18 protein-coding genes are annotated in these 22,796 nt (G+C 56.3%); 13 read left to right on the top strand and 5 right to left on the bottom strand.

Annotated features, from left to right (window positions below; genetic code table 11):
• Positions 1 to 4: 4 nt before the first annotated feature.
• Genes hemA through kdsA form a run of 6 tightly spaced genes read left to right on the top strand, consistent with a single transcriptional unit; the run spans position 5 to position 5,288 of the window.
• A complete protein-coding gene (gene hemA, locus C7387_RS04740) occupies positions 5 to 1,261 on the top strand; it encodes a glutamyl-tRNA reductase (RefSeq protein WP_120816196.1) in 1,257 nt (418 codons plus the stop codon).
• A gap of 39 nt (positions 1,262 to 1,300) precedes the next feature.
• Complete coding sequence (prfA, locus tag C7387_RS04745; protein WP_006820254.1) at positions 1,301 to 2,383, top strand: peptide chain release factor 1; 1,083 nt, start codon at positions 1,301 to 1,303, stop codon at positions 2,381 to 2,383.
• Positions 2,383 to 3,213, top strand: a complete 831-nt coding sequence (gene prmC, locus C7387_RS04750) for a peptide chain release factor N(5)-glutamine methyltransferase (RefSeq protein ID WP_120816197.1) — start codon at positions 2,383 to 2,385, stop codon at positions 3,211 to 3,213. Before prfA ends, prmC begins: the two co-directional genes overlap by 1 nt.
• The gene (sirB2, locus tag C7387_RS04755) at positions 3,210 to 3,602 is read left to right on the top strand and encodes an invasion regulator SirB2 (protein ID WP_120816198.1); all 393 of its coding nucleotides are present in this window, start codon (positions 3,210 to 3,212) and stop codon (positions 3,600 to 3,602) included. Before prmC ends, sirB2 begins: the two co-directional genes overlap by 4 nt.
• Before the next feature lie 2 nt (positions 3,603 to 3,604).
• Entirely contained in the window at positions 3,605 to 4,414 is an 810-nt protein-coding gene (gene sirB1, locus C7387_RS04760; RefSeq protein WP_006820251.1) for an invasion regulator SirB1, read from the top strand.
• 19 nt (positions 4,415 to 4,433) lie between these two features.
• On the top strand, positions 4,434 to 5,288 hold the full coding sequence (gene kdsA, locus C7387_RS04765) for a 3-deoxy-8-phosphooctulonate synthase (RefSeq protein ID WP_006820250.1): 855 nt from the start codon (positions 4,434 to 4,436) through the stop codon (positions 5,286 to 5,288).
• A gap of 52 nt (positions 5,289 to 5,340) precedes the next feature.
• On the opposite strand, the gene chaA is transcribed toward kdsA, so the two are convergent.
• Positions 5,341 to 6,441 carry a sodium-potassium/proton antiporter ChaA gene (chaA, locus tag C7387_RS04770; protein WP_006820249.1) on the bottom strand — a complete coding sequence of 367 codons (1,101 nt, stop codon included), beginning with the start codon at positions 6,439 to 6,441 and terminating at the stop codon, positions 5,341 to 5,343.
• Between the two features lie 465 nt (positions 6,442 to 6,906).
• On the opposite strand from chaA, the gene C7387_RS04775 reads away from it, so the two are divergent.
• Positions 6,907 to 7,587: a gamma-glutamylcyclotransferase gene (locus C7387_RS04775; protein ID WP_040903615.1), complete on the top strand. Its 681-nt coding sequence runs from the start codon at positions 6,907 to 6,909 to the stop codon at positions 7,585 to 7,587.
• 37 nt (positions 7,588 to 7,624) lie between these two features.
• Here the strand turns inward: C7387_RS04775 and C7387_RS04780 are convergent, their stop codons facing one another.
• Both C7387_RS04780 and C7387_RS04785 read right to left on the bottom strand, forming a co-directional pair.
• Positions 7,625 to 9,412 (bottom strand): methyl-accepting chemotaxis protein, encoded by a 1,788-nt coding sequence (locus C7387_RS04780; protein WP_120816200.1) that lies wholly within the window; start codon positions 9,410 to 9,412, stop codon positions 7,625 to 7,627.
• A gap of 131 nt (positions 9,413 to 9,543) precedes the next feature.
• Positions 9,544 to 9,894: a DsrE/DsrF/TusD sulfur relay family protein gene (locus C7387_RS04785; protein ID WP_006820245.1), complete on the bottom strand. Its 351-nt coding sequence runs from the start codon at positions 9,892 to 9,894 to the stop codon at positions 9,544 to 9,546.
• A gap of 217 nt (positions 9,895 to 10,111) precedes the next feature.
• Here C7387_RS04785 and C7387_RS04790 point away from each other — a divergent pair, with 217 nt between their 5' ends.
• The gene (locus C7387_RS04790; protein WP_120816201.1) at positions 10,112 to 11,524 is read left to right on the top strand and encodes a YchO/YchP family invasin; all 1,413 of its coding nucleotides are present in this window, start codon (positions 10,112 to 10,114) and stop codon (positions 11,522 to 11,524) included.
• Here the strand turns inward: C7387_RS04790 and narL are convergent, their stop codons facing one another.
• Positions 11,525 to 12,175, bottom strand: coding sequence for a two-component system response regulator NarL (narL, locus tag C7387_RS04795; protein ID WP_006820243.1), 651 nt, complete (start codon positions 12,173 to 12,175; stop codon positions 11,525 to 11,527).
• Positions 12,138 to 13,964 carry a nitrate/nitrite two-component system sensor histidine kinase NarX gene (gene narX, locus C7387_RS04800; protein WP_120816202.1) on the bottom strand — a complete coding sequence of 609 codons (1,827 nt, stop codon included), beginning with the start codon at positions 13,962 to 13,964 and terminating at the stop codon, positions 12,138 to 12,140. Before narX ends, narL begins: the two co-directional genes overlap by 38 nt.
• 309 nt (positions 13,965 to 14,273) lie before the next feature.
• Between narX and C7387_RS04805 the strand changes: the two genes are divergently transcribed.
• The 5 genes from C7387_RS04805 (at position 14,274) to narI (ending at position 22,713) form a co-directional block, all read left to right on the top strand.
• Positions 14,274 to 15,665, top strand: coding sequence for a NarK family nitrate/nitrite MFS transporter (locus C7387_RS04805; RefSeq protein WP_006820241.1), 1,392 nt, complete (start codon positions 14,274 to 14,276; stop codon positions 15,663 to 15,665).
• Between the two features lie 388 nt (positions 15,666 to 16,053).
• Complete coding sequence (locus C7387_RS04810) at positions 16,054 to 19,797, top strand: nitrate reductase subunit alpha (RefSeq protein ID WP_006820240.1); 3,744 nt, start codon at positions 16,054 to 16,056, stop codon at positions 19,795 to 19,797.
• Entirely contained in the window at positions 19,794 to 21,329 is a 1,536-nt protein-coding gene (gene narH, locus C7387_RS04815; protein WP_006820239.1) for a nitrate reductase subunit beta, read from the top strand. Before C7387_RS04810 ends, narH begins: the two co-directional genes overlap by 4 nt.
• Positions 21,326 to 22,036 carry a nitrate reductase molybdenum cofactor assembly chaperone gene (narJ, locus tag C7387_RS04820; RefSeq protein ID WP_120816203.1) on the top strand — a complete coding sequence of 237 codons (711 nt, stop codon included), beginning with the start codon at positions 21,326 to 21,328 and terminating at the stop codon, positions 22,034 to 22,036. Before narH ends, narJ begins: the two co-directional genes overlap by 4 nt.
• Positions 22,036 to 22,713, top strand: coding sequence for a respiratory nitrate reductase subunit gamma (gene narI, locus C7387_RS04825; protein ID WP_006820237.1), 678 nt, complete (start codon positions 22,036 to 22,038; stop codon positions 22,711 to 22,713). Before narJ ends, narI begins: the two co-directional genes overlap by 1 nt.
• The last annotated feature ends 83 nt before the right edge of the window (positions 22,714 to 22,796 follow it).

Genomic DNA, 22,796 nt, shown 5'->3' on the forward strand with positions numbered 1-22,796 from the left:
TAATATGACCCTGTTAGCTCTCGGCATTAACCATAAAACAGCCCCGGTTGCGTTGCGAGAACGTGTTGCGTTTTCGCCGGACACGCTCGACCAGGCGCTGGAGAGTTTACTGGCGCAACCCATGGTGCAGGGCGGCGTCGTGCTGTCTACCTGTAACCGTACCGAGCTGTACCTGAGCGTTGAAGAACAGGAAAACCAGCAGGAAGCGCTGATCCGTTGGCTGTGTGATTATCACAATCTTAACGAGACCGATCTGCGCAACAGCCTCTACTGGCACCAGGATAACGACGCGGTCAGCCATCTGATGCGCGTTGCCAGCGGGCTGGATTCGCTGGTTCTGGGCGAACCGCAAATTCTCGGGCAGGTGAAGAAAGCCTTCGCCGACTCCAGCCGTGGCCATCTGCACGCCAGCGAGCTGGAACGCATGTTCCAGAAATCGTTCTCGGTCGCCAAGCGTGTGCGAACGGAAACAGATATCGGTGCCAGCGCCGTTTCCGTTGCTTTCGCTGCCTGTACGCTGGCGCGGCAAATCTTTGAATCTCTCTCGACGGTCACCGTACTGCTGGTGGGCGCCGGAGAGACTATTGAACTGGTTGCACGCCATCTGCGCGAGCACAGCGTCAAAAAAATGCTTATCGCCAACCGTACCCGCGAACGTGCGCAGGTGCTGGCAGATGAAGTCGGCGCTGAGGTGATTGCGTTAAGCGACGTTGATGAACGGCTGAAAGAGGCTGACATCATCATCAGTTCAACGGCAAGCCCGTTGCCGATTATCGGTAAAGGGATGGTCGAGCGGGCGCTGAAAGCCCGTCGTAACCAGCCGATGCTGCTGGTCGATATCGCCGTTCCGCGCGACGTTGAACCGGAAGTTGGCAAGCTTGCTAACGCCTATCTGTACAGCGTTGATGACCTGCAAAACATCATTTCGCACAATCTTGCTCAACGTAAAGCGGCGGCCGTCCAGGCCGAGAGCATCGTTTTGCAGGAAACCAGTGAATTTATGGCCTGGCTGCGCGCCCAGAGCGCCAGCGAGACCATTCGTGAGTACCGTAGTCAGGCTGATATTGTCCGCGAAGAGCTGACCGCAAAAGCGCTGAACGCGCTGGAGCAGGGCGGCGATCCGCAGGAGATTATGCAGGATCTGGCGCGTAAACTGACGAACCGTCTGATCCACGCCCCGACGAAATCACTTCAGCAGGCCGCCCGCGATGGCGATGACGAACGCCTGCATATTCTGCGCAACAGCCTCGGGCTGGAATAGCGCGCCTCACTCTTATTATTACAAGGTGCATTTACGCCTATGAAGCCTTCTATCGTTGCTAAACTGGAAGCTCTGCATGAGCGCCATGAAGAAGTTCAGGCGCTGCTCGGCGATGCGGGAACTATCGCTGACCAGGAGCGTTTCCGGGCGCTGTCGCGTGAATACGCGCAGCTCAGCGATGTTTCACGTTGCTTTACTGACTGGCGTCAGATTCAGGATGATATCGAAACCGCGCAGATGATGCTCGACGATCCAGAAATGCGCGAAATGGCGCAGGAAGAGCTGCGCGAAGCCAAAGAGAAAAGCGAAGCGCTTGAACAACAGCTGCAGGTTCTGCTGTTGCCAAAAGATCCCGACGACGAGCGTAACGCTTATCTTGAAGTGCGTGCCGGTACCGGCGGTGATGAAGCAGCGCTGTTTGCCGGCGATCTGTTTCGCATGTACTCCCGTTACGCTGAAGCGCGCCGCTGGCGCGTAGAGCTGATGAGCGCCAGCGAAGGCGAGCACGGCGGTTATAAAGAAGTGATCGCCAAAATCAGCGGCGACGGCGTTTATGGCCGACTCAAATTTGAATCCGGCGGTCACCGCGTGCAGCGCGTTCCGGCCACCGAATCGCAGGGGCGTATTCACACGTCGGCCTGTACCGTTGCGGTCATGCCAGAGCTGCCGGAAGCAGAACTGCCGGACATTAACCCGTCCGAGCTGCGCATCGATACCTTCCGCTCCTCCGGGGCGGGGGGACAGCACGTTAACACCACCGATTCCGCTATCCGTATTACCCACCTACCGACAGGTATCGTGGTGGAGTGTCAGGACGAACGTTCTCAGCATAAAAACAAGGCTAAAGCGTTGTCGGTGCTGGGTTCACGTATTCGCGCTGCTGAAATTGCTAAACGCCAGCAGGCCGAAGCCTCCGAACGTCGCAACCTGTTGGGCAGTGGCGATCGCAGCGATCGTAACCGCACCTATAACTTCCCGCAGGGCCGCGTGACCGACCACCGTATCAACCTGACCCTGTACCGTCTGGATGAAACCATGGAAGGCAAGCTCGATATGCTGATTGAACCTATCGTGCAGGAATACCAGGCCGACCAGCTGGCGGCGCTGTCTGAGCAGGAATGATGACGTTTCAACAGTGGCTGACGCAGGCGATAGCGCGTCTTGGTGAGAGTGAAAGCCCCCGGCGTGATGCTGAGATCCTGCTGGGACACGTGACCGGCAGGGCGCGTACCTATATTCTCGCTTTCGACGAAACCGAACTCAGCGCCGACGAACTCGCGGCGCTTGAGGTGCTGCTGGCGCGCCGGGAACGCGGTGAACCGGTGGCGCATCTGACCGGCGAACGTGAATTCTGGTCGCTGCCGCTCGCCGTTTCTGCCGCAACGCTCATCCCGCGCCCGGATACCGAATGCCTGGTCGAGCAGGCGCTGGCGCGACTGCCCGCGGAGCCCTGTCAGATCCTCGATCTGGGGACCGGCACCGGTGCTATTGCGCTGGCGCTGGCAAGCGAACGCCCGGATTGCCAGGTGACCGCCGTGGACGTCATTCCTGAAGCGGTAGAACTGGCCCGGCGTAACGCCACCCGCCTTGCCATTGGCAACGTGACGGTTGTGCAAAGCCACTGGTTCAGCGCGCTGGCCGACCAACGCTTTGCGGTGATTGTCAGTAACCCTCCCTATATTGATGAGCAGGATGAACATCTGGCGCAGGGTGACGTTCGCTTCGAGCCGCTGAGCGCGCTGGTGGCGGCGCAGCATGGGCTTGCCGACCTGGCGCAAATTATCCGTGAAGGACGCGATCACCTGCTGGCAGACGGCGTCATGTTGCTGGAACACGGCTGGAAGCAAGGGGCGCAGGTGCGTGAGCTGTTCCTCGCCTGTGGCTACACGCAGGTGGAGACCTGCCGTGATTACGGCGGCAACGAGCGGATTACGCTTGGAGTAAAAGCATGACGATGTTCACCAGCGTGCTGGCGCTGCATGTCATTGCGGCCGGGCTATCCGTGAGTTTGTTTGCGCTGCGCTACTGGTGGACATACCAGCGCAGCCCGATGCTTGCGGCGCGCTGGGTGAGGGTGGTGCCGCACGGTGTCGATACCGTGCTGTTTCTCAGCGGCGCCGCGCTTATTGCGATAACGCACTATCTGCCTTTCACCGGGCAGGACGCATGGCTGACTGAAAAGCTGTTTGGCGTTATCATTTACATCGTTCTGGGTTTTATTGCGCTGGGCCGTCGGTTCCGGCGCAGCCAGCAGGTCGGGTTTATTGCCTTCCTGCTGGGGCTGGTGGTGCTGTTCATCATCATTAAACTCGCCATCACTAAAATACCGTTACTGGGGTAGGTATGAGGTCATTAGCCGATTTCGAATTTAACAACGCGCCCTTATGCGATGGAATGATCCTCATTTCTGAACTGATCCGCGACGACTTTCCGTCGCAGCAGGTGCACCGCGAGCTGGAAAAACTGGTCAGTCTGGCTCATGAAGAGATAAGTCTTGCCTGGCCGCAGGGGCGGCAGATGGAAAGGCTGCTGGAGCTGTTTTACGGCGAATGGGGATTCAGTGATTCCCGCGGCGTGTATAAACTCTCCGATGCCTTGTGGCTGGATAAAGTATTGAAGAATCGTCAGGGCAGCGCGGTGTCGCTGGGGGCGATTTTCCTGTGGGTGGCGCAGCGTTTGTCGCTGCCGGTTTCGCCGGTGATTTTCCCGACGCAGCTCATCCTGCGCGCGGATACCGATCCGGAGGAGATGTGGCTCATCAACCCGTTTAACGGCGAAACGCTGAACGAGCACACCCTGGAAGTCTGGTTAAAAGGCAACGTCAGCCCGGTGGCTGAGTTGTACGATGAAGATTTAGACGAAGCGGATAACGCGGAAATCGTGCGCAAACTGCTCGATACGCTGAAATCCGCGCTGATGGAAGAGCGGCAGATGGAGCTGGCCCTGCGCGCCAGTGAAGCGCTGCTGCAGTTTAATCCGGAAGACCCGTATGAAATTCGCGATCGCGGGCTCATCTACGCCCAGCTCGAGTGCGAGCACGTGGCGCTGATGGATTTAAACTACTTCGTCGAGCAGTGCCCGGAAGATCCGATTAGCGAGATGATCCGCGCCCAGATTAATACGATTTCACATAAGCAAATTACTTTGCATTAAACCCTGATAAGGCGACCCTATGAAACAGAAAGTGGTAAGCATTGGCGATATCAACGTAGCAAATGACCTGCCGTTCGTGCTGTTTGGCGGCATGAACGTGCTCGAGTCACGCGACCTCGCGATGCGTATCTGCGAACACTACGTCACCGTGACCCAGAAACTGGGGATCCCGTACGTGTTCAAAGCCTCTTTTGATAAGGCCAACCGTTCCTCTATCCACTCTTACCGTGGCCCGGGCCTCGAAGAAGGGATGAAGATTTTCCAGGAGCTGAAGCAGACCTTTGGCGTGAAAATCATCACTGACGTTCACGAAGCCTCTCAGGCTCAGCCGGTTGCCGACGTGGTGGATGTGATTCAGCTGCCGGCGTTCCTGGCGCGTCAGACTGACCTCGTGGAAGCCATGGCGAAAACCAACGCCGTTATCAACGTGAAAAAACCGCAGTTCGTAAGCCCTGGTCAGATGGGGAACATCGTGGATAAATTCCGCGAGGGCGGCAACGAGAAGGTTATCCTTTGCGATCGCGGTGCAAACTTCGGCTACGACAACCTGGTGGTCGACATGCTGGGCTTTAGCGTTATGAAGAAAGTCTCTGGCAACTCGCCGGTTATTTTCGACGTGACCCACGCCCTGCAGTGCCGTGACCCGTTTGGTGCAGCTTCCAGCGGCCGTCGTGCGCAGGTCACCGAACTGGCGCGCGCGGGCATGGCGGTAGGTCTGGCTGGTCTGTTCATTGAAGCGCACCCGGATCCGGAACACGCTATGTGCGATGGCCCGTCCGCGCTGCCGCTCGACAAACTTGAGCCGTTCCTGAAGCAAATGAAAGCGGTTGACGATTTGGTCAAAAGCTTCGGCGATCTGGATACCAGCAAGTAAGAAAGCAAAACGGCAACCTGAGGTTGCCGTTTTTTTATGTCCACACCTGTTATCAGGCAAAAATGGTCATCAGGTAGGCCACAAACAGCGCCAGGTGCGCCGCACCGTTCAGCACATTGGTTCGTCCGGTTGAGAACGATATGTGGCACAGCACGAGCGAAGCTACCATCACAATCATCTCCGGTGCCCCAAGACCGAACTGCAGATCATTCCCCGTCGCCCAGGCAATCAGCGTTACCACCGGAACCGTCAGCGAGATAGTGGCCAGCACCGAGCCAAAGAACAGGTTCATGGCGCGCTGTACCTGATTGCTGAGCACCGCTTTCAGGGCACCGAGGCCTTCCGGAGAAAGGATAAGCAATGCGACCAGGAAACCGGTGAAGGCGATCGGCGCATTCATGGTGGTCAGCAGGGCTTCCAGCGGGTTGGCGTTCATCTTGGTGACGGCAATAACCGCAATCAGATGGACGACCAGCCAAATCGCGTGCCACAGGTTGCTGTGCGCGGACGGCTTACCGTGGTGCGGGTCATCGTCGTCGCTGTCATCTTCGTGTTCATAGACAAACAGGCTCTGGTGAGTACGGGTCTGAATCAGCAGAAATACGCCGTACATAGCGGCGGAAATAAGTGCAACCAGCAGCGCCTGACCGACGGTAAAATTGCCGCCTGGCAGCGCCATCGGGAATATCAGAACAATAATTGCCAGCGGGAAAAGTGCAATAAGATACTGTTTAATCCCAAACAGATTCATATATTGCGTGGCAAATTTACGCCCGCCGAGCAGTAATGAGAAACCGACCAGACCGCCGGTGACAATCATAATGATGGAATAGAGCGTATCGCGCATCAGGGTTGGCGCGGCATCGCCCGTGGCCATTAAGGCGGAAATCAGGCTGACTTCCAGAATCACCACTGAAAGACTTAAAATCAGCGAGCCGTAGGGTTCGCCAAGACGGTGTGCCAGTACGTCGGCATGACGTACCACGCTAAATGCGCTGGCTAATATCCCGACCAGCGCCAGCAGGTTTATTCCAACAATCGCCGGCAGTGACTGCGCACTTCCCCAGAAGAGCAGTACGGCCAGCGCCAGGACCGGGAAAATAAGCGACGTCTCCTTGTGGCGGGTTTTTACCGCCTCATGTGCATGGGTCATGAACCATCTCCGTGTAAGCAGGTGTTTTGCAATTAATCTAATTATAGATGACGTAAGTCGATAAAATAACAGACTTTCTTCTATTAATATTCTTGTTTTACTCAAATTTACCCATATCAACGTGGAACGTTGAGTATGCAGCATAAGTGCACATTAAGATAAAATTTGTTATATATAACATTGTGTTAGTAAATTCTTGGTCGCATTTATCCTCCTGTTTTTAAGCAAAAATACAGACACTTATTTTTGCTTTTCTTGCCTTGCCAGAGTGTCAGCAATTGCATATCTTCAATATAAGCTGGATAATATTTCAGCAATATAAAAACGCCGATATACCCAAATAATTCGCGTTGCAGGAAAGCTAACGCACATGCAGCTTGAAGTATGACGGGTATAAAAAAGCGTTTAGCAAGGGAAGGCGATAACAAGTGGTCGCAGGGAAGTAAGCAGTGGCGGAGGTATAAAGTGTTAACGCGTGATTTCTTAATGAAAGCCGACTGTAAGACGGCTTTCGGCGCTATTGAGGAATCGCTACTCTGGTCGCCTGAACAACGTGCTGCCTCGCTGGCTGCCACGCTTGCCTGTCGTCCAGATGATGGCCCTGTATGGATATTTGGTTACGGTTCACTGATGTGGAACCCGGCGCTCGATTATACACAATCCTGCACCGGCTCCCTGGTGGGCTGGCACCGTGCATTTTGCTTACGCCTGACGGCAGGACGGGGAACCGCCTGTCAGCCGGGACGTATGCTGGCGCTGAAAGAAGGGGGACGCACCACCGGTGTGGCTTATCGCCTGCGTGATGAAACGCTGGAAGAGGAGCTGACGCTGCTGTGGAAGCGAGAGATGATAACCGGCTGCTATTTACCGAGCTGGTGCAAACTGGCGCTGGATGATGGGCGAACCGTCAACGCGCTGGTGTTTATCATGGATCCGCGTCACCCGCTGTTCGAATCGGACACCAGTGTTCAGGTCATTGCGCCGCTGATAGCCAGCGCGAGCGGCCCGCTGGGGAGCAACGCGCAGTATCTGTTCTCACTCGAGAAGGAACTGCGTAAACTCGGGATGGTAGATGACTGCCTCGATGAGCTGGTGCTTCGGGTGCGCAATCTGCTCGGTGGTGAAACGCTATCGGGCGTTGCATGATGATAAAAAGGCGGGTGATCCCGCCTTTTTTTATGCCTTAAATCCGGAAGTGGCTGGCGGTGGCGGCCAGGTCTCCCGCTTGCCCCTGCAGGGCACTGGCGGCGGCCGCCGATTCGACCACCAGTTCGGCGTTCTGCTGAACCATCCGGTCGAGGTGAATGACCGCGTGGTTAATCTCCTGGATCCCTTTCATCTGTTCGCTGCTGGCGATGCTGATCTCACGCATGATGCCGGAAACCGAACCGATGCTGGCCACAATCTCCTGCATGTTGTCTCCCGCCAGGCGCACGTAGCGTGAACCGGTGGCTACGCTGTTGGTGGTGGAATCAATCAGCGCTTTAATCTCTTTCGCTGCCTGGGCGCTGCGGCTCGCCAGGTTACGCACTTCACCGGCTACTACGGCAAACCCACGACCCTGCTCACCGGCTCGCGCAGCCTCTACCGAGGCGTTCAGCGCCAGAATATTGGTCTGGAAGGCGATACCGTCGATGACGCTGGTGATATCGCTGATTTTTGCCGACGCGGTTTCGATATCCTGCATGGTAGTGATGGCCTGATTCACCACGTCACCGCCGCGGGAAGCCACCTGAGTGGCCCTGTCTGCCTGGTGGCTGGCTTCTGCGGCGGATTCAGTCGACTGCGAAACGGAAGCGGTTATCTCTTCCACCGCGCTTGCGGTTTCACGCAGGCTGGAGGCGGCCTGTTCGGTGCGCCCGGACAGGTCACGGTTACCGGCGGCAATCTCCTGAGAGGCGGTCTGTACGGATGACGTCGCGTCGCGCAGCTGCAGCATGACCTTCGCCAGCTTATCGCTGAAGGCGTTAAACGCCTGCGCTATCTGCATCACCTCATCGCGGCCGGTTTCCGGCAGACGCTGTGAGAGATCGTTGGTGCCGTTACCGATAGCCAGCATCGCATCGCGAATGGTCATCAGACGCTTCAGCATGGTGGAAACCACCACGTGAACCACCGCGCCGCTCAGCAGCACGAGGATAACCAGGCTAATCGCGGAGGCTTTCAGCAGGGCGTTCATTCCGGCGCCGGCTTCTGCGCTGTCGAGGGCGACAACCAGCAGCCAGTGGGTTCCTTTAACGGGTGCCGCAAGCAGATGTTTTTCCACGCGGTTAAGCTCACCGCTGACAATCTGATGCCGGGCGAGGGTATTGAACTCTACGCCTTTAAGCGCTTCTTTAAACGACTTTAGCGTCAGATTCGGGTCGTTTCCGGCAATGACTGTACCGTCGCTGTCGAGCAGCAGGCCGCTGCTGGCGGGCGTCGGATGGATACCGCGCACGTTAGCAATCACGCTGTCCATGGTGACGTCACCGGCGACCACGGCTTTCAGCTGACCGTTCTCTTTGACCGGGATGGCGAAGGTGACCACCAGTTTCCCGGTGCCGGAGTCCAGGTAAGGGGCGGTGACCACCGGGCCATCGGCGCTGACCGCCTGCTGATACCACGGACGGGCCGTTGGGTCGTAATCGGCAGGAACACCGGCGGCATCGGAGAACTTCGCGGTTTTATTGGCATAGCCAACGTAAACGTCGCTGAAGCCACCGGCGCGGGCCATCTGCAAAAATTCAGGGACGGGATCGCTCATCGTCAGGACGACGTTATCCAGAGAGGCAATCATGGTGGTTTTACTGCTGATCCAGTCGGCAATCGCCTGGCCGTGGCTGGAAAGGGTGCTGGTCAATACGTCCTGCTGCGACTGCAGATTATCCTGGCGTGTGACCTGATAGTTAACAACGGTATTCAGCAGCAGGGCGATGGCGAGACATGCCGATGCTGCGGTAATAATGCGCGTGCGTATGGAGCTGAACATGATGGTTTACCTGCTGGGTTGTCTGACTATGCGTATCGGCAACCCAGGGGGTAAACTTAAGACTGTAACCGCGTCCATTAGAAAAAATAGTTTAAGCAGTGCTTAATCTTTAACGGACTAATACTCTAGTACTAAAACGTTAGTACCTTATCGGCGACCAGCGTCCACTGCGCCAGTTCAACCAGCGTACCAATTTCAACGCCATCAATCAGCGGTAGCGGGGTAACGCCACGCCCGTCGGCGCAGGTTTTACACAGTTTCACCGGAACATTCTGCGCGGTGAGGATCTCCAGCATCTGTTGAATGTTGTAGCCTTCAGCAGGTTTTTGCCCGCGGATCCCGGCGGTGACGGCGTCAGACATCAAAAACACCTTCAGCTCAATCTCCTGCTGCTCGCGCATGGCGATGGCGAGACGCAGGCTGTTGAACAGCGATTCACTGCCATAGGCAGCACCGTTAGCGATAAGAACAATACTTTGCATGAGAACTCCTTGGTTGAACGCTTATGCTAGCGCGCGTGGAGGCGGGTTCCAACCGCTGATTGTGTGACTGGTGATGGATTACCCGAGATCTATGGGCGCTGCGCTTTGGATTAGTCCTGGAGTTTTACTTTGGGCTGAAATTTGATGTTCATCACGTTAAAATAGAGACTTAGCCTTTTTGACTTTGACTAACCGGCGTGCGACGCCAGCAGGTGTAATGCTGTTTTTATCCCGTCAGACTTCCGTTTTCGCGTTACTCTGGTTCTTTACCGGAGGTGCCTTCAGCGCCCAGTCCTCCTTTATTCAGCAGGCAGAAAATCCCTTCGATAATCATCAGGACGGTTTACCCGATCTTGGTATTACTCCGCCAGGCCATGATGGCGAGAAACACCTGGCGGAAATGGCAAAAGCCTTTGGCGAGGCCAGCATGAAGGATAATGGCCTCGATACCGGCGAGCAGGCCAAAGCGTTTGCGCTGGGGCAACTGCGTGACAAGGTGAACGGCGAGGTGAGCCAGCAGCTGGAAACGCTGCTGTCGCCGTGGGGTAATGCCACCATCGATCTCAAAGTGGATGATAGCGGTCAGTTTACCGGGAGCCGGGGGAGCTGGTTTTTACCGCTGGAGGATAATAATCGCTACCTCACCTGGAGTCAGTTGGGCGTCACTCAGCAGAAAGAGGGGCTGGTCAGCAGCGCGGGAGTCGGTCAACGATGGCTGGCAGGGCAGTGGCTGCTGGGGTACAACACCTTCTACGACAACCTGCTGGATGAAAACCTGGCGCGCGGTGGCTTTGGCGCCGAGGCGTGGGGCGAATATCTGCGGCTTTCCGCCAACTATTATCAGCCGTTCACCAGCTGGGAAGCGCACAATGATACCCAGCAGCAGCGCATGGCGCGGGGTTATGATCTCACCGCGCAGGCGCGTTTGCCTTTCTATCAATATCTCAATACCAGCGTTAGCCTGGAACAATACTTTGGCGACAGCGTCGATCTGTTCCACAGCGGTACCGGCTATCACAACCCGGTGGCGGTCTCGCTTGGTCTGAACTATACCCCGGTGCCGCTGGTAACCTTCAGCGCCCTGCACAAGCAGGGTGAGAGCGGGGTCAGCCAGAATAACCTAGGTATGAAGCTGAACTACCGCTTTGGCGTACCGCTGAAAAAACAGCTGCAAAGCAGCGAAGTGGCAACGGCGCGATCGTTACGCGGCAGCCGTTATGACAGCCCGGACAGACAAAACCTGCCGGTGCTGGAGTATCGTCAGCGGAAAACGCTGTCGGTATTTCTTGCTACGCCGCCGTGGGATTTGGCGCCGGGAGAAACGGTACAGTTGAAGCTTCAGGTGCGCAGCCTGCACGGTATTCGTGCGCTGCACTGGCAGGGTGATACCCAGGCGCTGAGCCTGACGCCGCCGGTAGACCCGCGAAGCGAGGACGGCTGGAGCATTATTCTACCCGCGTGGGATAGCCACGAAGGCGCGGTGAACCGCTGGCATCTGTCGGTGGTGGTAGAAGATAACAAAGGTCAGCGCGTCTCTTCCAATGAGACAACGCTGTCGCTGACCGAACCGCTGGTGACCTTTTCCACGCCGGAGCTGACGTCCGGGTGGTCATCGCAGCCGGGTGAGTAGTTAGAAAATGCGTTCCTGATGCACCCAGACCGCCGCTTCAACGCGCGATTTGAGCTTCATTTTCTTCAGCATATGTTTCACGTGCACCTTCACCGTGCTTTCGGTGATATCCAGGCGACGGGCGATCATTTTGTTCGGCAGGCCCTGAGCGATAAGCTTCAGGATATCGCGCTCGCGTGGGGTCAGTTGGCTGACGTCGCGATCGGACGTGGCGCGGTTGGCGCGCAGGCTGGCGGCCAGCACCGGCGTTAACGCTTCACTCAGCACCATCTCACCGGCTGCGGCCTGCTGCAGCGCTTTGAGCAGGTCTTCCGGCTCCATATCTTTCAGCAGATAACCATCGGCACCACGTTTAAGTGCGGTCACGACATCTTCTTCGTGATTGGACACGCTGAAGACCACCACGCGGCCAGAGAGCGGTTTTTCACGCAGTTTATCCAGCGTTTCCAGACCGTTCATGCCCGGCATGTTGAGATCGAGCAGGATCAGATCCGGATCGAGAGACTCGGCCAGCTCAATGCCTTGCTCGCCGTTGCTGGCTTCGCCGACCACCTGAATGTCGCTCGCCATGCTGATAAGTTGTTTGACCCCGGTGCGCAGCATCGGATGGTCGTCAATGAGCAGGATGGTTGCCCGTTCCTGGTGACTCATGGGCTTCTCCTTGTTGGATCGTGAGAGATTTTTCGGGAATAAAGGTGACGACAACTTCAGTACCGGCATTGTCGCCACGACGTACCTGACAATCACCCCGCAAACTTTGCGCGCGGTCGCGCATAATGATTAAACCATAATGGTTACTACGTTCGGCATGCTCTGGCACACCGCAACCGTTGTCAGAGACCACCAGTTTTACCTGATTATTGTGCTGAGTAACGGTGACTTTAACTTCGGTTGCCTGTGCGTGTTTCAGCGCATTACTTAGCGCTTCGCGGGTGATCTGCAGAACGTGGATCGCCTGGTGCGATGGCACGTAACGCGGCGGTAGCTGGTAATCCAGCTGTACGGTAAAGCCGAAATGGGCGCTGTATTCGCGACAGCTGGCTTCCAGCGCCGGGCGCAGGCCGGGTTCGGTCAGCTGCAGGCGGAAGGTGGTTAGCAGCTCGCGCAGCTGCGCCCACGAGGTGTTCAGCTCGTTGCGGATTTGCCCCAGTAGTTCACGGCTCTCATCCGGCAACTTCTCGCCCTGCATCTGCAGACAGCTAACCTGCATTTTCATACACGACAAAGACTGGGCGATAGAGTCATGCAGTTCGCGGGCGATGGTTGCACGCTCTTCCATCACGATAAGCTGCTGCTGGCGCTCCTGATGGCGATCGAGCGCCAGCGTAGAGGTCAGTTGTTCTACCAGTGTATCCACCAGTTGCTGCTGGTCATGACTCATGTGACGCCCGGCGGGCAGGGTTGCCAGCAGGATCCCGTACTGGTTGTGCGCGTCGGTGAGACGCCATTTCAGCGTAGATCCCCCGCCCGGTAGCGGCGGTAAATTTCGCGGACACAGGTAACAACCTTTATCATCGCAACTGATTTCAGAATGGCAGGTGAACTCCTGGTGGTTCTCTTCATCTTCGGTGTCGTAAACCCGAACCTCAATATCGCGCAGCAGGGTCAGCCCCTGCAGACCGTTGAGCACCGGTGAAATACGCTCACACAGCGGAATGTTGGAGTGCAGGCGACGGTTGGCCTGCCACAAAAACGCCAGAATTTCGTTTTTTTGCTCAAGCCCGGCGGTTTTCTCCTGTACCCGTCGCTCCAGCACCGCGTAGCTTTCCGCCAGCTCTTCCGACATGTTGTTAAGCGCCATGCCGAGCGTCGCCATTTCGTTACGGCCGCTAATACGCGCCCGTTGGGTGAAATCGCGGTGGGTGACGGCTCGCGCCATGTGCAGCAGTTGTCGCCACGGACGGAAGAGGCGGGCGCGCAGCCAGACGATGGTGAATATCAACAAGAGCGCCATTATCGCCGACATCATGCGGATAGCGGAGACGACGCTACTGATGCGCTCCTCGGTGGTATGGTCAAACGCCGAAACCAGCTTATCGATGCGGTCAACGAAGCTTGCCACCTCGTCCGCCACGGTCGACTGGTTCTGCGCGCGCTTCATGCCGGGTAGCAGTTCGCCCTGCCAGTACTTTTGCAGCGCCTTAAGCTGTGCTTCCTGCCCGTCGCGGCGGGCGGCCTGCTGCAGCTCAGGGCTGAAAACGGTGGTTTCCATTTCGTCGAGCAGGGGGTTATCGTGTTCGGTCAGCGGGATCGCCGCCAGCAGGCGATAGCTCTGCATGCGCAGTGAACCCGCTTTGTTGATCGCGTGGGCACTTCCCTGGACACCCAGTACCTGACGGGAAGAGATAGCCATGCCGGCCATACCGATAGCGGTAGACAGCAAAACGATGAGCGCCAGTTGATTCACCAGCGTTAGCGGGGTAAAAAGACGTTTGAACATGGGTTATCTGGCTCCTGACCGCGATTCAATCCCGGAGTAGTGCTATTGTCCGGTATCCCCTGGAGTATACCCATACCTACAAAGGATTACTCCTTAATTGCCAGTGGTGGGAGCGTGTGGGGGAGGGAGTACCTGAGCGCTATCATTCACGTGAAAAACCACACGTTTTTGCGCAGAATTATCTACTCACTAAGGGTGATGGTTGATTTCTGACCGCCAGAATGCCGCATTTTCCTTTGATTTATATCAACTTACCTTCAGCCATAAAAACTAATGTGACACCGTGAATCTTAATAATCAGAGGTGTCTATGAGTCACTCTTCCGTCGAGGAAAAAGCAAACGGCCCGGTCATTACCGACTGGCGGCCTGAGGATCCTGCGTTCTGGCAGCAGCGCGGTCATCGTGTCGCCAGCCGGAACCTGTGGATCTCCGTGCCGTGTTTGTTATTGGCTTTTTGTGTGTGGATGTTGTTTAGTGCGGTGGCAGTGAACCTGAATAAAGTGGGCTTCAACTTCACCACCGACCAGCTGTTTATGCTGACGGCGCTGCCTTCGCTTTCCGGTGCGCTGTTGCGTGTACCGTATGCGTTTATGGTACCGCTGTTCGGCGGACGCCGCTGGACGGCCTTTAGTACCGGGATCATGATTATCCCGTGTGTATGGCTCGGTTTTGCGGTGCAGGATACCTCTACACCGTTTAGCGTGTTCATCATCATCTCTCTGCTGTGCGGCTTTGCCGGGGCAAACTTTGCATCCAGCATGGCAAACATCAGCTTCTTCTTCCCGAAAGCGAAGCAGGGCGGCGCGCTCGGTATCAACGGCGGCCTGGGTAACATGGGCGTCAGCGTGATGCAGTTAGTGGCACCGTTGGTGATATCCCTGTCTATCTTCGCAGTCTTTGGTGGCACCGGTGCAGCGCAGCCTGATGGCTCAACGCTGTATCTGGAAAACGCCGCCTGGATCTGGGTACCGTTCCTGATCGTCTGCACCCTGGCGTCCTGGTTCTTCATGAACGACCTGTCAGCCTCTAAAGCCTCGCTGAGCGAGCAGCTGCCGGTGCTGAAGCGCGGGCATCTGTGGATCATGGCGGTGCTGTATCTGGCGACCTTCGGCTCGTTCATCGGCTTCTCCGCCGGTTTCGCGATGCTGTCAAAAACCCAGTTCCCGGACGTACAGATCCTGCACTTCGCCTTCTTCGGTCCGTTCATTGGTGCACTGGCGCGTTCCTGCGGCGGGGCAATCTCCGACCGTCTGGGCGGCACCCGCGTGACGCTGATTAACTTCATCGTGATGGCTATCTTCTGTGCGCTGTTGTTCCTGACCCTGCCAACCAATGGCCAGGGCGGTAACTTCACTGCGTTCTTCGGCGTGTTTATGGTGCTGTTCCTGACCGCTGGTCTGGGTAGCGCCTCTACCTTCCAGATGATCTCCGTTATCTTCCGTAAGATGACCATGGAGCGCGTACTGGCCAAAGGGGGTAGCGAAGAGACCGCAATGCGTGAAGCTGCGACCGATACGGCAGCGGCTCTGGGCTTTATTGCCGCGATTGGTGCCATCGGTGGGTTCTTCATTCCGAAAGCGTTCGGTATCTCGCTCGATCTGACCGGCTCTCCGGCGGGCGCGATGAAAGTGTTCCTCGTGTTCTACATTGCCTGCGTGTTCATCACCTGGGTGGTTTACGGACGTAAAAACAAAAAATAGGTAGTAACCTTTTGATTATCAGGCGCGGGAGACCGCGCCTTTTTTTACCTTGAATTTAGTTACAACATACTAATTTTTATTTTTTTATCCAGGGCTGTCAGTACGGCGCCAGTATGCCTCGCAGAAAGGCTATCTACCCCTTAATACCTCCTGAATTGTTAAAAAGCACGTCAGAGCACTAAACACACCATTTAATTGATAAAAAACAGATAGTTACAAAATCGAATTTCATAATACTTTGGTGGTATGTGGTGTTTTTGGGTGAAATGTTAACGCGGGGCGCCTTGATCGTTATCAATTCCCTCCATCTTTCAGGAGGTTACTTTCGCTGCAACTTAGGCAATGTCGATTTATCAGAGAGCCAACAGGCTCCCAACAGGAGAAACCCATGAGTAAATTCCTGGACCGGTTTCGCTACTTCAAGCAGAAGGGTGAAACCTTTGCCGATGGGCACGGCCAGCTTCTCAATACCAACAGGGACTGGGAAGACGGCTACCGTCAGCGTTGGCAGCATGACAAAGTGGTGCGTTCCACCCACGGCGTCAACTGTACGGGTTCATGCAGCTGGAAAATTTTCGTTAAAAATGGTCTGGTGACCTGGGAAATGCAGCAGACCGACTATCCGCGTACTCGCCCGGATATGCCGAACCACGAACCGCGCGGCTGCCCGCGTGGCGCAAGCTATTCCTGGTACCTCTACAGCGCTAACCGCCTTAAATACCCGCTGATGCGCAAACGCCTGATGAAAATGTGGCGTGAAGCGAAAGTACAGCACAGCGATCCGGTTGATGCCTGGGCATCCATCATCGAAGACGCCGACAAAGCCAAAAGCTTCAAGCAGGCTCGCGGTCGCGGCGGCTTTGTACGCTCTTCCTGGCAGGAAGTTAACGAACTGATTGCCGCTTCCAACGTTTACACCGTCAAAACCTACGGCCCGGACCGCGTGGCCGGCTTCTCGCCGATCCCGGCAATGTCGATGGTTTCTTACGCTTCTGGCGCCCGTTATCTGTCGCTGATTGGTGGTACCTGCCTGAGCTTCTACGACTGGTACTGCGACCTGCCGCCGGCGTCTCCGCAGACCTGGGGTGAGCAGACCGATGTTCCGGAATCTGCCGACTGGTACAACTCGAGCTATATCATCGCCTGGGGCTCCAACGTACCGCAGACCCGTACCCCGGATGCGCATTTCTTTACCGAAGTTCGCTATAAAGGGACGAAAACCGTTGCCATTACCCCGGACTACGCAGAAATCGCTAAGCTCTGCGACCTGTGGCTGGCACCGAAGCAGGGGACCGATGCCGCGATGGCGATGGCGATGGGCCACGTCATGCTGCGCGAATTCCACCTCGATAACCCGAGCCAGTACTTCACCGACTACGTGCGTCGTTATACCGACATGCCGATGCTGGTCATGCTCGAAGAACGTGATGGTTACTATGCCGCAGGCCGTATGCTGCGCGCCGCCGATCTGGTGGATGCTCTGGGCCAGGAGAAGAATCCGGAGTGGAAAACCGTTGCTATCAATGAAAACGGTGAGATGACGGCGCCGAACGGCTCCATCGGTTTCCGCTGGGGCGATAAAGGTAAATGGAACCTTGAACAGCGTGACGGCACAACCGGTGATGAAGTTCAGCTGAGCCTGAGCCTGGTGGGCAGCCACGACGAAATCGCTGAAGTCGGTTTCCCGTATTTCGGCGGCGACGGCACCGAACACTTCAACAAAGTGGAGCTGGAAAACATCCTGCTGCACAAACTGCCGGTGAAACGCCTGCAGCTCGCGGATGGCAGCACGGCGCTGGTCACCACCGTTTACGACCTGACCATGGCCAACTACGGTCTGGATCGTGGTCTGGGTGATGACAACTGCGCAACCAGCTACGACGACGTGAAAGCGTACACCCCGGCGTGGGCAGAGAAAATTACCGGCGTATCCCGCGCGCAGATTATCCGTACCGCCCGTGAGTTTGCTGACAACGCCGATAAGACCCATGGTCGTTCGATGATTATCGTCGGTGCGGGTCTGAACCACTGGTACCACCTCGATATGAACTATCGCGGTCTTATCAATATGCTGATCTTCTGTGGCTGTGTGGGTCAAAGCGGCGGCGGCTGGGCGCACTACGTGGGCCAGGAAAAACTGCGTCCGCAGACCGGCTGGCAGCCGCTGGCGTTTGCTCTCGACTGGCAGCGTCCGGCGCGTCATATGAACAGCACCTCCTACTTCTATAACCACTCCAGCCAGTGGCGTTATGAAACGGTTACCGCGCAGGAACTGCTGTCGCCGATGGCGGATAAATCCCGCTACACCGGCCACATGATTGACTTTAACGTGCGTGCAGAGCGCATGGGTTGGTTGCCGTCTGCACCGCAGCTGGGCACTAACCCGCTGCGTATTGCCGCAGATGCGGAAAAAGCCGGCATGTCGGCAGTGGATTACACCGTGAAGTCGCTGAAAGAAGGCTCCATGTGCTTCGCGGCGGAAAAACCGGAAAATGGCAAAAACCATCCGCGCAACCTGTTCATCTGGCGTTCTAACCTGCTGGGCTCCTCCGGTAAAGGCCATGAATACATGCTGAAGTACCTGCTGGGTACCGAGCACGGTATTCAGGGTAAAGATCTCGGTAAGCAGGGCGGTGTGAAGCCGGAAGAAGTCGAATGGCGTGATAACGGTCTCGACGGCAAGCTGGATCTGGTGGTGACACTGGACTTCCGTCTGTCGAGCACCTGCCTGTACTCCGACATCGTGCTGCCGACGGCAACCTGGTATGAAAAAGACGACATGAATACTTCGGATATGCATCCGTTTATTCATCCGCTATCAGCCGCCGTTGACCCGGCGTGGGAATCGAAAAGCGACTGGGAAATCTACAAAGGCATCGCGAAGAAATTCTCTGAAGTCTGCGTGGGTCACCTGGGCAAAGAAACCGACGTGGTGACGCTGCCAATCCAGCACGACTCCGCCGCCGAACTGGCGCAGCCGCTGGATGTTAAAGACTGGAAAAAAGGCGAATGCGACCTGATCCCAGGCAAAACCGCGCCGCACATTATGACCGTCGAGCGTGATTACCCGGCAACCTACGAACGCTTTACTTCTATCGGCCCGCTGATGGAGAAAATCGGTAACGGGGGTAAAGGGATTGCCTGGAATACCCAGAGCGAGATGGATCTGCTGCGTAAGCTCAATTACACCAAAGCAGACGGCCCGGCGAAAGGCCAGCCGATGCTCAATACGGCAATTGATGCAGCAGAAATGATCCTCACCCTGGCGCCGGAGACCAACGGCCAGGTAGCCGTAAAAGCCTGGGCGGCGCTGAGTGAATTTACCGGACGCGACCATACGCACCTGGCGCTGAATAAAGAAGACGAGAAGATCCGCTTCCGCGATATTCAGGCGCAGCCGCGCAAGATTATCTCCAGCCCGACCTGGTCCGGCCTTGAAGATGAACACGTCTCTTATAACGCCGGTTATACCAACGTTCACGAGCTGATCCCATGGCGTACCCTGTCAGGCCGTCAGCAGCTGTATCAGGATCACCAGTGGATGCGTGATTTTGGTGAAAGCCTGCTGGTCTACCGTCCGCCGGTCGATACCCGCTCGGTGAAAGCGGTGATGGGGCAGAGCTCCAACGGTAACCCGGAGAAGGCGTTGAACTTCCTGACGCCGCACCAGAAATGGGGTATCCACTCCACCTACAGCGATAACCTGCTGATGCTGACCCTTGGTCGCGGCGGCCCGATCGTCTGGATGAGTGAAGCGGATGCGAAAGATCTGGGTATCGCCGATAACGACTGGATCGAAGTGTTCAACAGTAACGGTGCTCTGACCGCACGTGCTGTGGTGAGCCAGCGTGTTCCGGCCGGTATGACCATGATGTACCACGCGCAGGAACGCATCGTGAACCTGCCAGGATCGGAAATTACCGGTCAGCGTGGGGGGATTCATAACTCGGTTACCCGTATCACACCGAAACCGACCCATATGATCGGCGGCTACGCGCAGCTGGCCTACGGCTTTAACTACTACGGCACCGTCGGCTCTAACCGCGATGAGTTCGTTGTGGTTCGTAAAATGAAGAACATTGACTGGTTAGACGGCGAAGGTAATGACCAGGTACAGGAGAGCGTAAAATGAAAATTCGTTCACAAGTCGGCATGGTGCTGAATCTCGATAAATGCATCGGCTGTCATACCTGTTCAGTCACCTGTAAAAACGTCTGGACCAGCCGCGAAGGCACCGAATACGCCTGGTTTAACAACGTGGAAACCAAGCCGGGTACCGGCTTCCCGACCGACTGGGAAAACCAGGAGAAATGGAAGGGCGGCTGGATCCGTAAAATCAACGGCAAGCTGCAGCCGCGCATGGGTAACCGCGCGATGCTGCTGGGTAAAATCTTTGCTAACCCGCATCTGCCGGGGATTGAAGACTACTACGAGCCGTTTGATTTCGATTACCAGAACCTGCACAACGCACCGGAAAGTAAACATCAGCCGATCGCTCGTCCGCGCTCGCTGATCACCGGTCAGCGCATGGATAAAATCACCGCTGGCCCTAACTGGGAGGACGATCTCGGCGGTGAGTTTGAGAAGCTGTCGAAAGACAAAAACTTCGAAAACATGCAGAAGGCGATGTACGGCCAGTTCGAAAACACCTTCATGATGTATCTGCCGCGCCTGTGCGAACACTGCCTGAACCCGGCATGTGTAGCAACCTGCCCGAGCGGTGCCATCTATAAGCGTGAAGAAGACGGCATTGTGCTGATCGACCAGGACAAGTGCCGCGGCTGGCGCATGTGCATCACCGGTTGCCCGTACAAGAAAATCTACTTCAACTGGAAGAGCGGTAAGTCGGAAAAATGCGTGTTCTGCTACCCGCGTATTGAAGCCGGGATGCCGACCGTTTGCTCCGAAACCTGCGTGGGCCGTATTCGCTACCTTGGCGTGCTGCTGTACGACGCGGATGCGATTGAAACGGCTGCCAGCACCGAGAACGAGAAAGATCTGTATCAGCGTCAGCTTGATGTGTTCCTCGATCCGAACGATCCGAAAGTGATTGAGCAGGCGCTGAAAGATGGCGTACCGCAGAGCGTGATTGATGCTGCCCAACAGTCGCCGGTTTACAAAATGGCGATGGACTGGAAGCTGGCGCTGCCGCTGCACCCGGAATACCGTACGCTGCCGATGGTCTGGTACGTGCCGCCGCTGTCGCCGATTCAGTCGGCCGCCGATGCGGGCGAGATTGGCAGCAACGGTATTCTGCCGGACGTCGACAGCCTGCGTATCCCGGTTCAGTACCTGGCAAACCTGCTGACCGCAGGGGACACCGCGCCGGTACTGCGTGCGCTGAAGCGTATGCTGGCGATGCGTCACTTCAAACGTGCCGAAACCGTCGACGGTGTTATTGATACCCGTGCACTGGAAGAGGTGGGTCTGAGCGAAGCGCAGGCGCAGGAGATGTACCGCTACCTGGCAATCGCCAACTATGAAGATCGTTTCGTGGTGCCGAGCAGCCATCGCGAGCTGGCCGCTGACGCCTTCCCGGAGAAAAACGGTTGTGGTTTCAGCTTTGGCGACGGTTGCCATGGCTCTGACACCAAGTTCAACCTGTTCAACAGCCGCCGCATCGATGCTGTCGATGTGACCCGCAAAACGGAGCCGCATCAATGATTGAACTCGTCATTGTATCGCGTCTGCTCGAGTACCCGGATGCTGCCCTGTGGCAGCATCAGCAGGAGCTCTTCGAAGCACTCGCGTCGTCTGAAAAACTGGATAAAGGAGATGCCCAGCAGTTGGGCGTTTTCCTGCGTGATCTTATCTCACAGGACCCGCTCGATGCGCAGGCTGCCTATAGCGAATTGTTCGATCGCGGACGGGCGACTTCTCTGCTGCTGTTTGAACACGTTCATGGTGAATCGCGCGACCGTGGCCAGGCGATGGTGGATCTGATGGCACAGTACGAGCAGCACGGTCTTGAACTCGACAGCCGTGAACTGCCGGACCATCTGCCGCTGTATCTGGAATATCTGGCCCAGCTGCCGGAAAGCGAAGCCATCGGCGGTCTTGTTGATATCGCGCCGATTCTGGCACTGCTCCACGCACGTTTACAGCAGCGTGAAAGCCGCTATGCGGTGCTGTTCGAACCTCTGCTGAAACTTGCCAACACGGCGGTCGACAGCGAGAAAGTTGCGGAAAAGATTGCTGATGAAGCCCGCGATGATACTCCTCAGGCGCTGGATGCGGTCTGGGAAGAGGAGCAGGTGAAGTTCTTTGCTGACCAGGGTTGCGGCGAGTCTGAAATTTCAGCTCACAAGCGTCGTTTTGCCGGAGCCGTTGCCCCGCAATATTTAGATATCTCTAACGGAGGACAGCAATAATGCACTTCCTGAATATGTTCTTCTTCGATATTTTCCCGTATATCGCCGGGACGGTGTTCCTGGTTGGCAGTTGGCTGCGCTATGACTATGGTCAGTATACCTGGCGCGCGGCTTCCAGCCAGATGCTGGATCGCAAAGGGATGAACCTGGCGTCCAACCTGTTCCATATCGGGATTTTAGGTATTTTTGCCGGTCACTTCCTTGGCATGCTGACGCCGCACTGGATGTACGAAGCGTGGCTGCCGATTGAAGTGAAGCAGAAGATGGCAATGATTGCCGGTGGCGCCTGCGGCGTGTTGACGCTGGTCGGTGGCCTGCTGCTGCTGAAACGTCGTCTGTTCAGCCCCCGCGTTCGCGCGACCACCACAACGGCGGATATCCTGATTCTGTCGCTGCTGATGGTGCAGTGCGCGCTGGGTCTGCTGACCATTCCGTTCTCGGCTCAGCATATGGATGGCAGTGAGATGATGAAGCTGGTGGGATGGGCACAGTCGGTGGTGACCTTCCGCGGCGGTGCCTCTGAGCATCTCGACGGCGTAGCGTTTATCTTCCGCCTGCACCTGGTGCTCGGGATGACGCTTTTCATTCTGTTCCCGTTCTCTCGCCTGGTGCATATCTGGAGCGTGCCGGTGGAATACCTGACGCGTAAATACCAGGTGGTTCGTGCACGTCGCTAGCCGCGAATTGTCGACCGAAACATAAACCCCGCGCTGCGGGGTTTTTTTTTGCCGGATGCGCTGATTTTGATTTTTTGTCTTTG

This window comes from Yokenella regensburgei (assembly GCF_003634235.1).
In the GTDB taxonomy this organism is placed as follows: domain Bacteria; phylum Pseudomonadota; class Gammaproteobacteria; order Enterobacterales; family Enterobacteriaceae; genus Yokenella; species Yokenella regensburgei.

What these genes read in the sequence shown, in the direction of transcription:
- narH (WP_006820239.1), top strand. Translation starts at nt 19,794, where the DNA reads ATGAAAATTCGTTCACAAGTCGGCATGGTGCTGAATCTCGATAAATGC.
- chaA (WP_006820249.1), bottom strand. Translation starts at nt 6,441, where the DNA reads ATGACCCATGCACATGAGGCGGTAAAAACCCGCCACAAGGAGACGTCG.
- narX (WP_120816202.1), bottom strand. Translation starts at nt 13,964, where the DNA reads ATGTTCAAACGTCTTTTTACCCCGCTAACGCTGGTGAATCAACTGGCG.
- C7387_RS04790 (WP_120816201.1), top strand. Translation starts at nt 10,112, where the DNA reads ATGCTGTTTTTATCCCGTCAGACTTCCGTTTTCGCGTTACTCTGGTTC.
- sirB1 (WP_006820251.1), top strand. Translation starts at nt 3,605, where the DNA reads ATGAGGTCATTAGCCGATTTCGAATTTAACAACGCGCCCTTATGCGAT.
- kdsA (WP_006820250.1), top strand. Translation starts at nt 4,434, where the DNA reads ATGAAACAGAAAGTGGTAAGCATTGGCGATATCAACGTAGCAAATGAC.
- narI (WP_006820237.1), top strand. Translation starts at nt 22,036, where the DNA reads ATGCACTTCCTGAATATGTTCTTCTTCGATATTTTCCCGTATATCGCC.
- C7387_RS04785 (WP_006820245.1), bottom strand. Translation starts at nt 9,894, where the DNA reads ATGCAAAGTATTGTTCTTATCGCTAACGGTGCTGCCTATGGCAGTGAA.
- hemA (WP_120816196.1), top strand. Translation starts at nt 5, where the DNA reads ATGACCCTGTTAGCTCTCGGCATTAACCATAAAACAGCCCCGGTTGCG.
- prfA (WP_006820254.1), top strand. Translation starts at nt 1,301, where the DNA reads ATGAAGCCTTCTATCGTTGCTAAACTGGAAGCTCTGCATGAGCGCCAT.
- narJ (WP_120816203.1), top strand. Translation starts at nt 21,326, where the DNA reads ATGATTGAACTCGTCATTGTATCGCGTCTGCTCGAGTACCCGGATGCT.
- prmC (WP_120816197.1), top strand. Translation starts at nt 2,383, where the DNA reads ATGACGTTTCAACAGTGGCTGACGCAGGCGATAGCGCGTCTTGGTGAG.
- C7387_RS04780 (WP_120816200.1), bottom strand. Translation starts at nt 9,412, where the DNA reads ATGTTCAGCTCCATACGCACGCGCATTATTACCGCAGCATCGGCATGT.
- sirB2 (WP_120816198.1), top strand. Translation starts at nt 3,210, where the DNA reads ATGACGATGTTCACCAGCGTGCTGGCGCTGCATGTCATTGCGGCCGGG.
- C7387_RS04810 (WP_006820240.1), top strand. Translation starts at nt 16,054, where the DNA reads ATGAGTAAATTCCTGGACCGGTTTCGCTACTTCAAGCAGAAGGGTGAA.
- C7387_RS04805 (WP_006820241.1), top strand. Translation starts at nt 14,274, where the DNA reads ATGAGTCACTCTTCCGTCGAGGAAAAAGCAAACGGCCCGGTCATTACC.
- narL (WP_006820243.1), bottom strand. Translation starts at nt 12,175, where the DNA reads ATGAGTCACCAGGAACGGGCAACCATCCTGCTCATTGACGACCATCCG.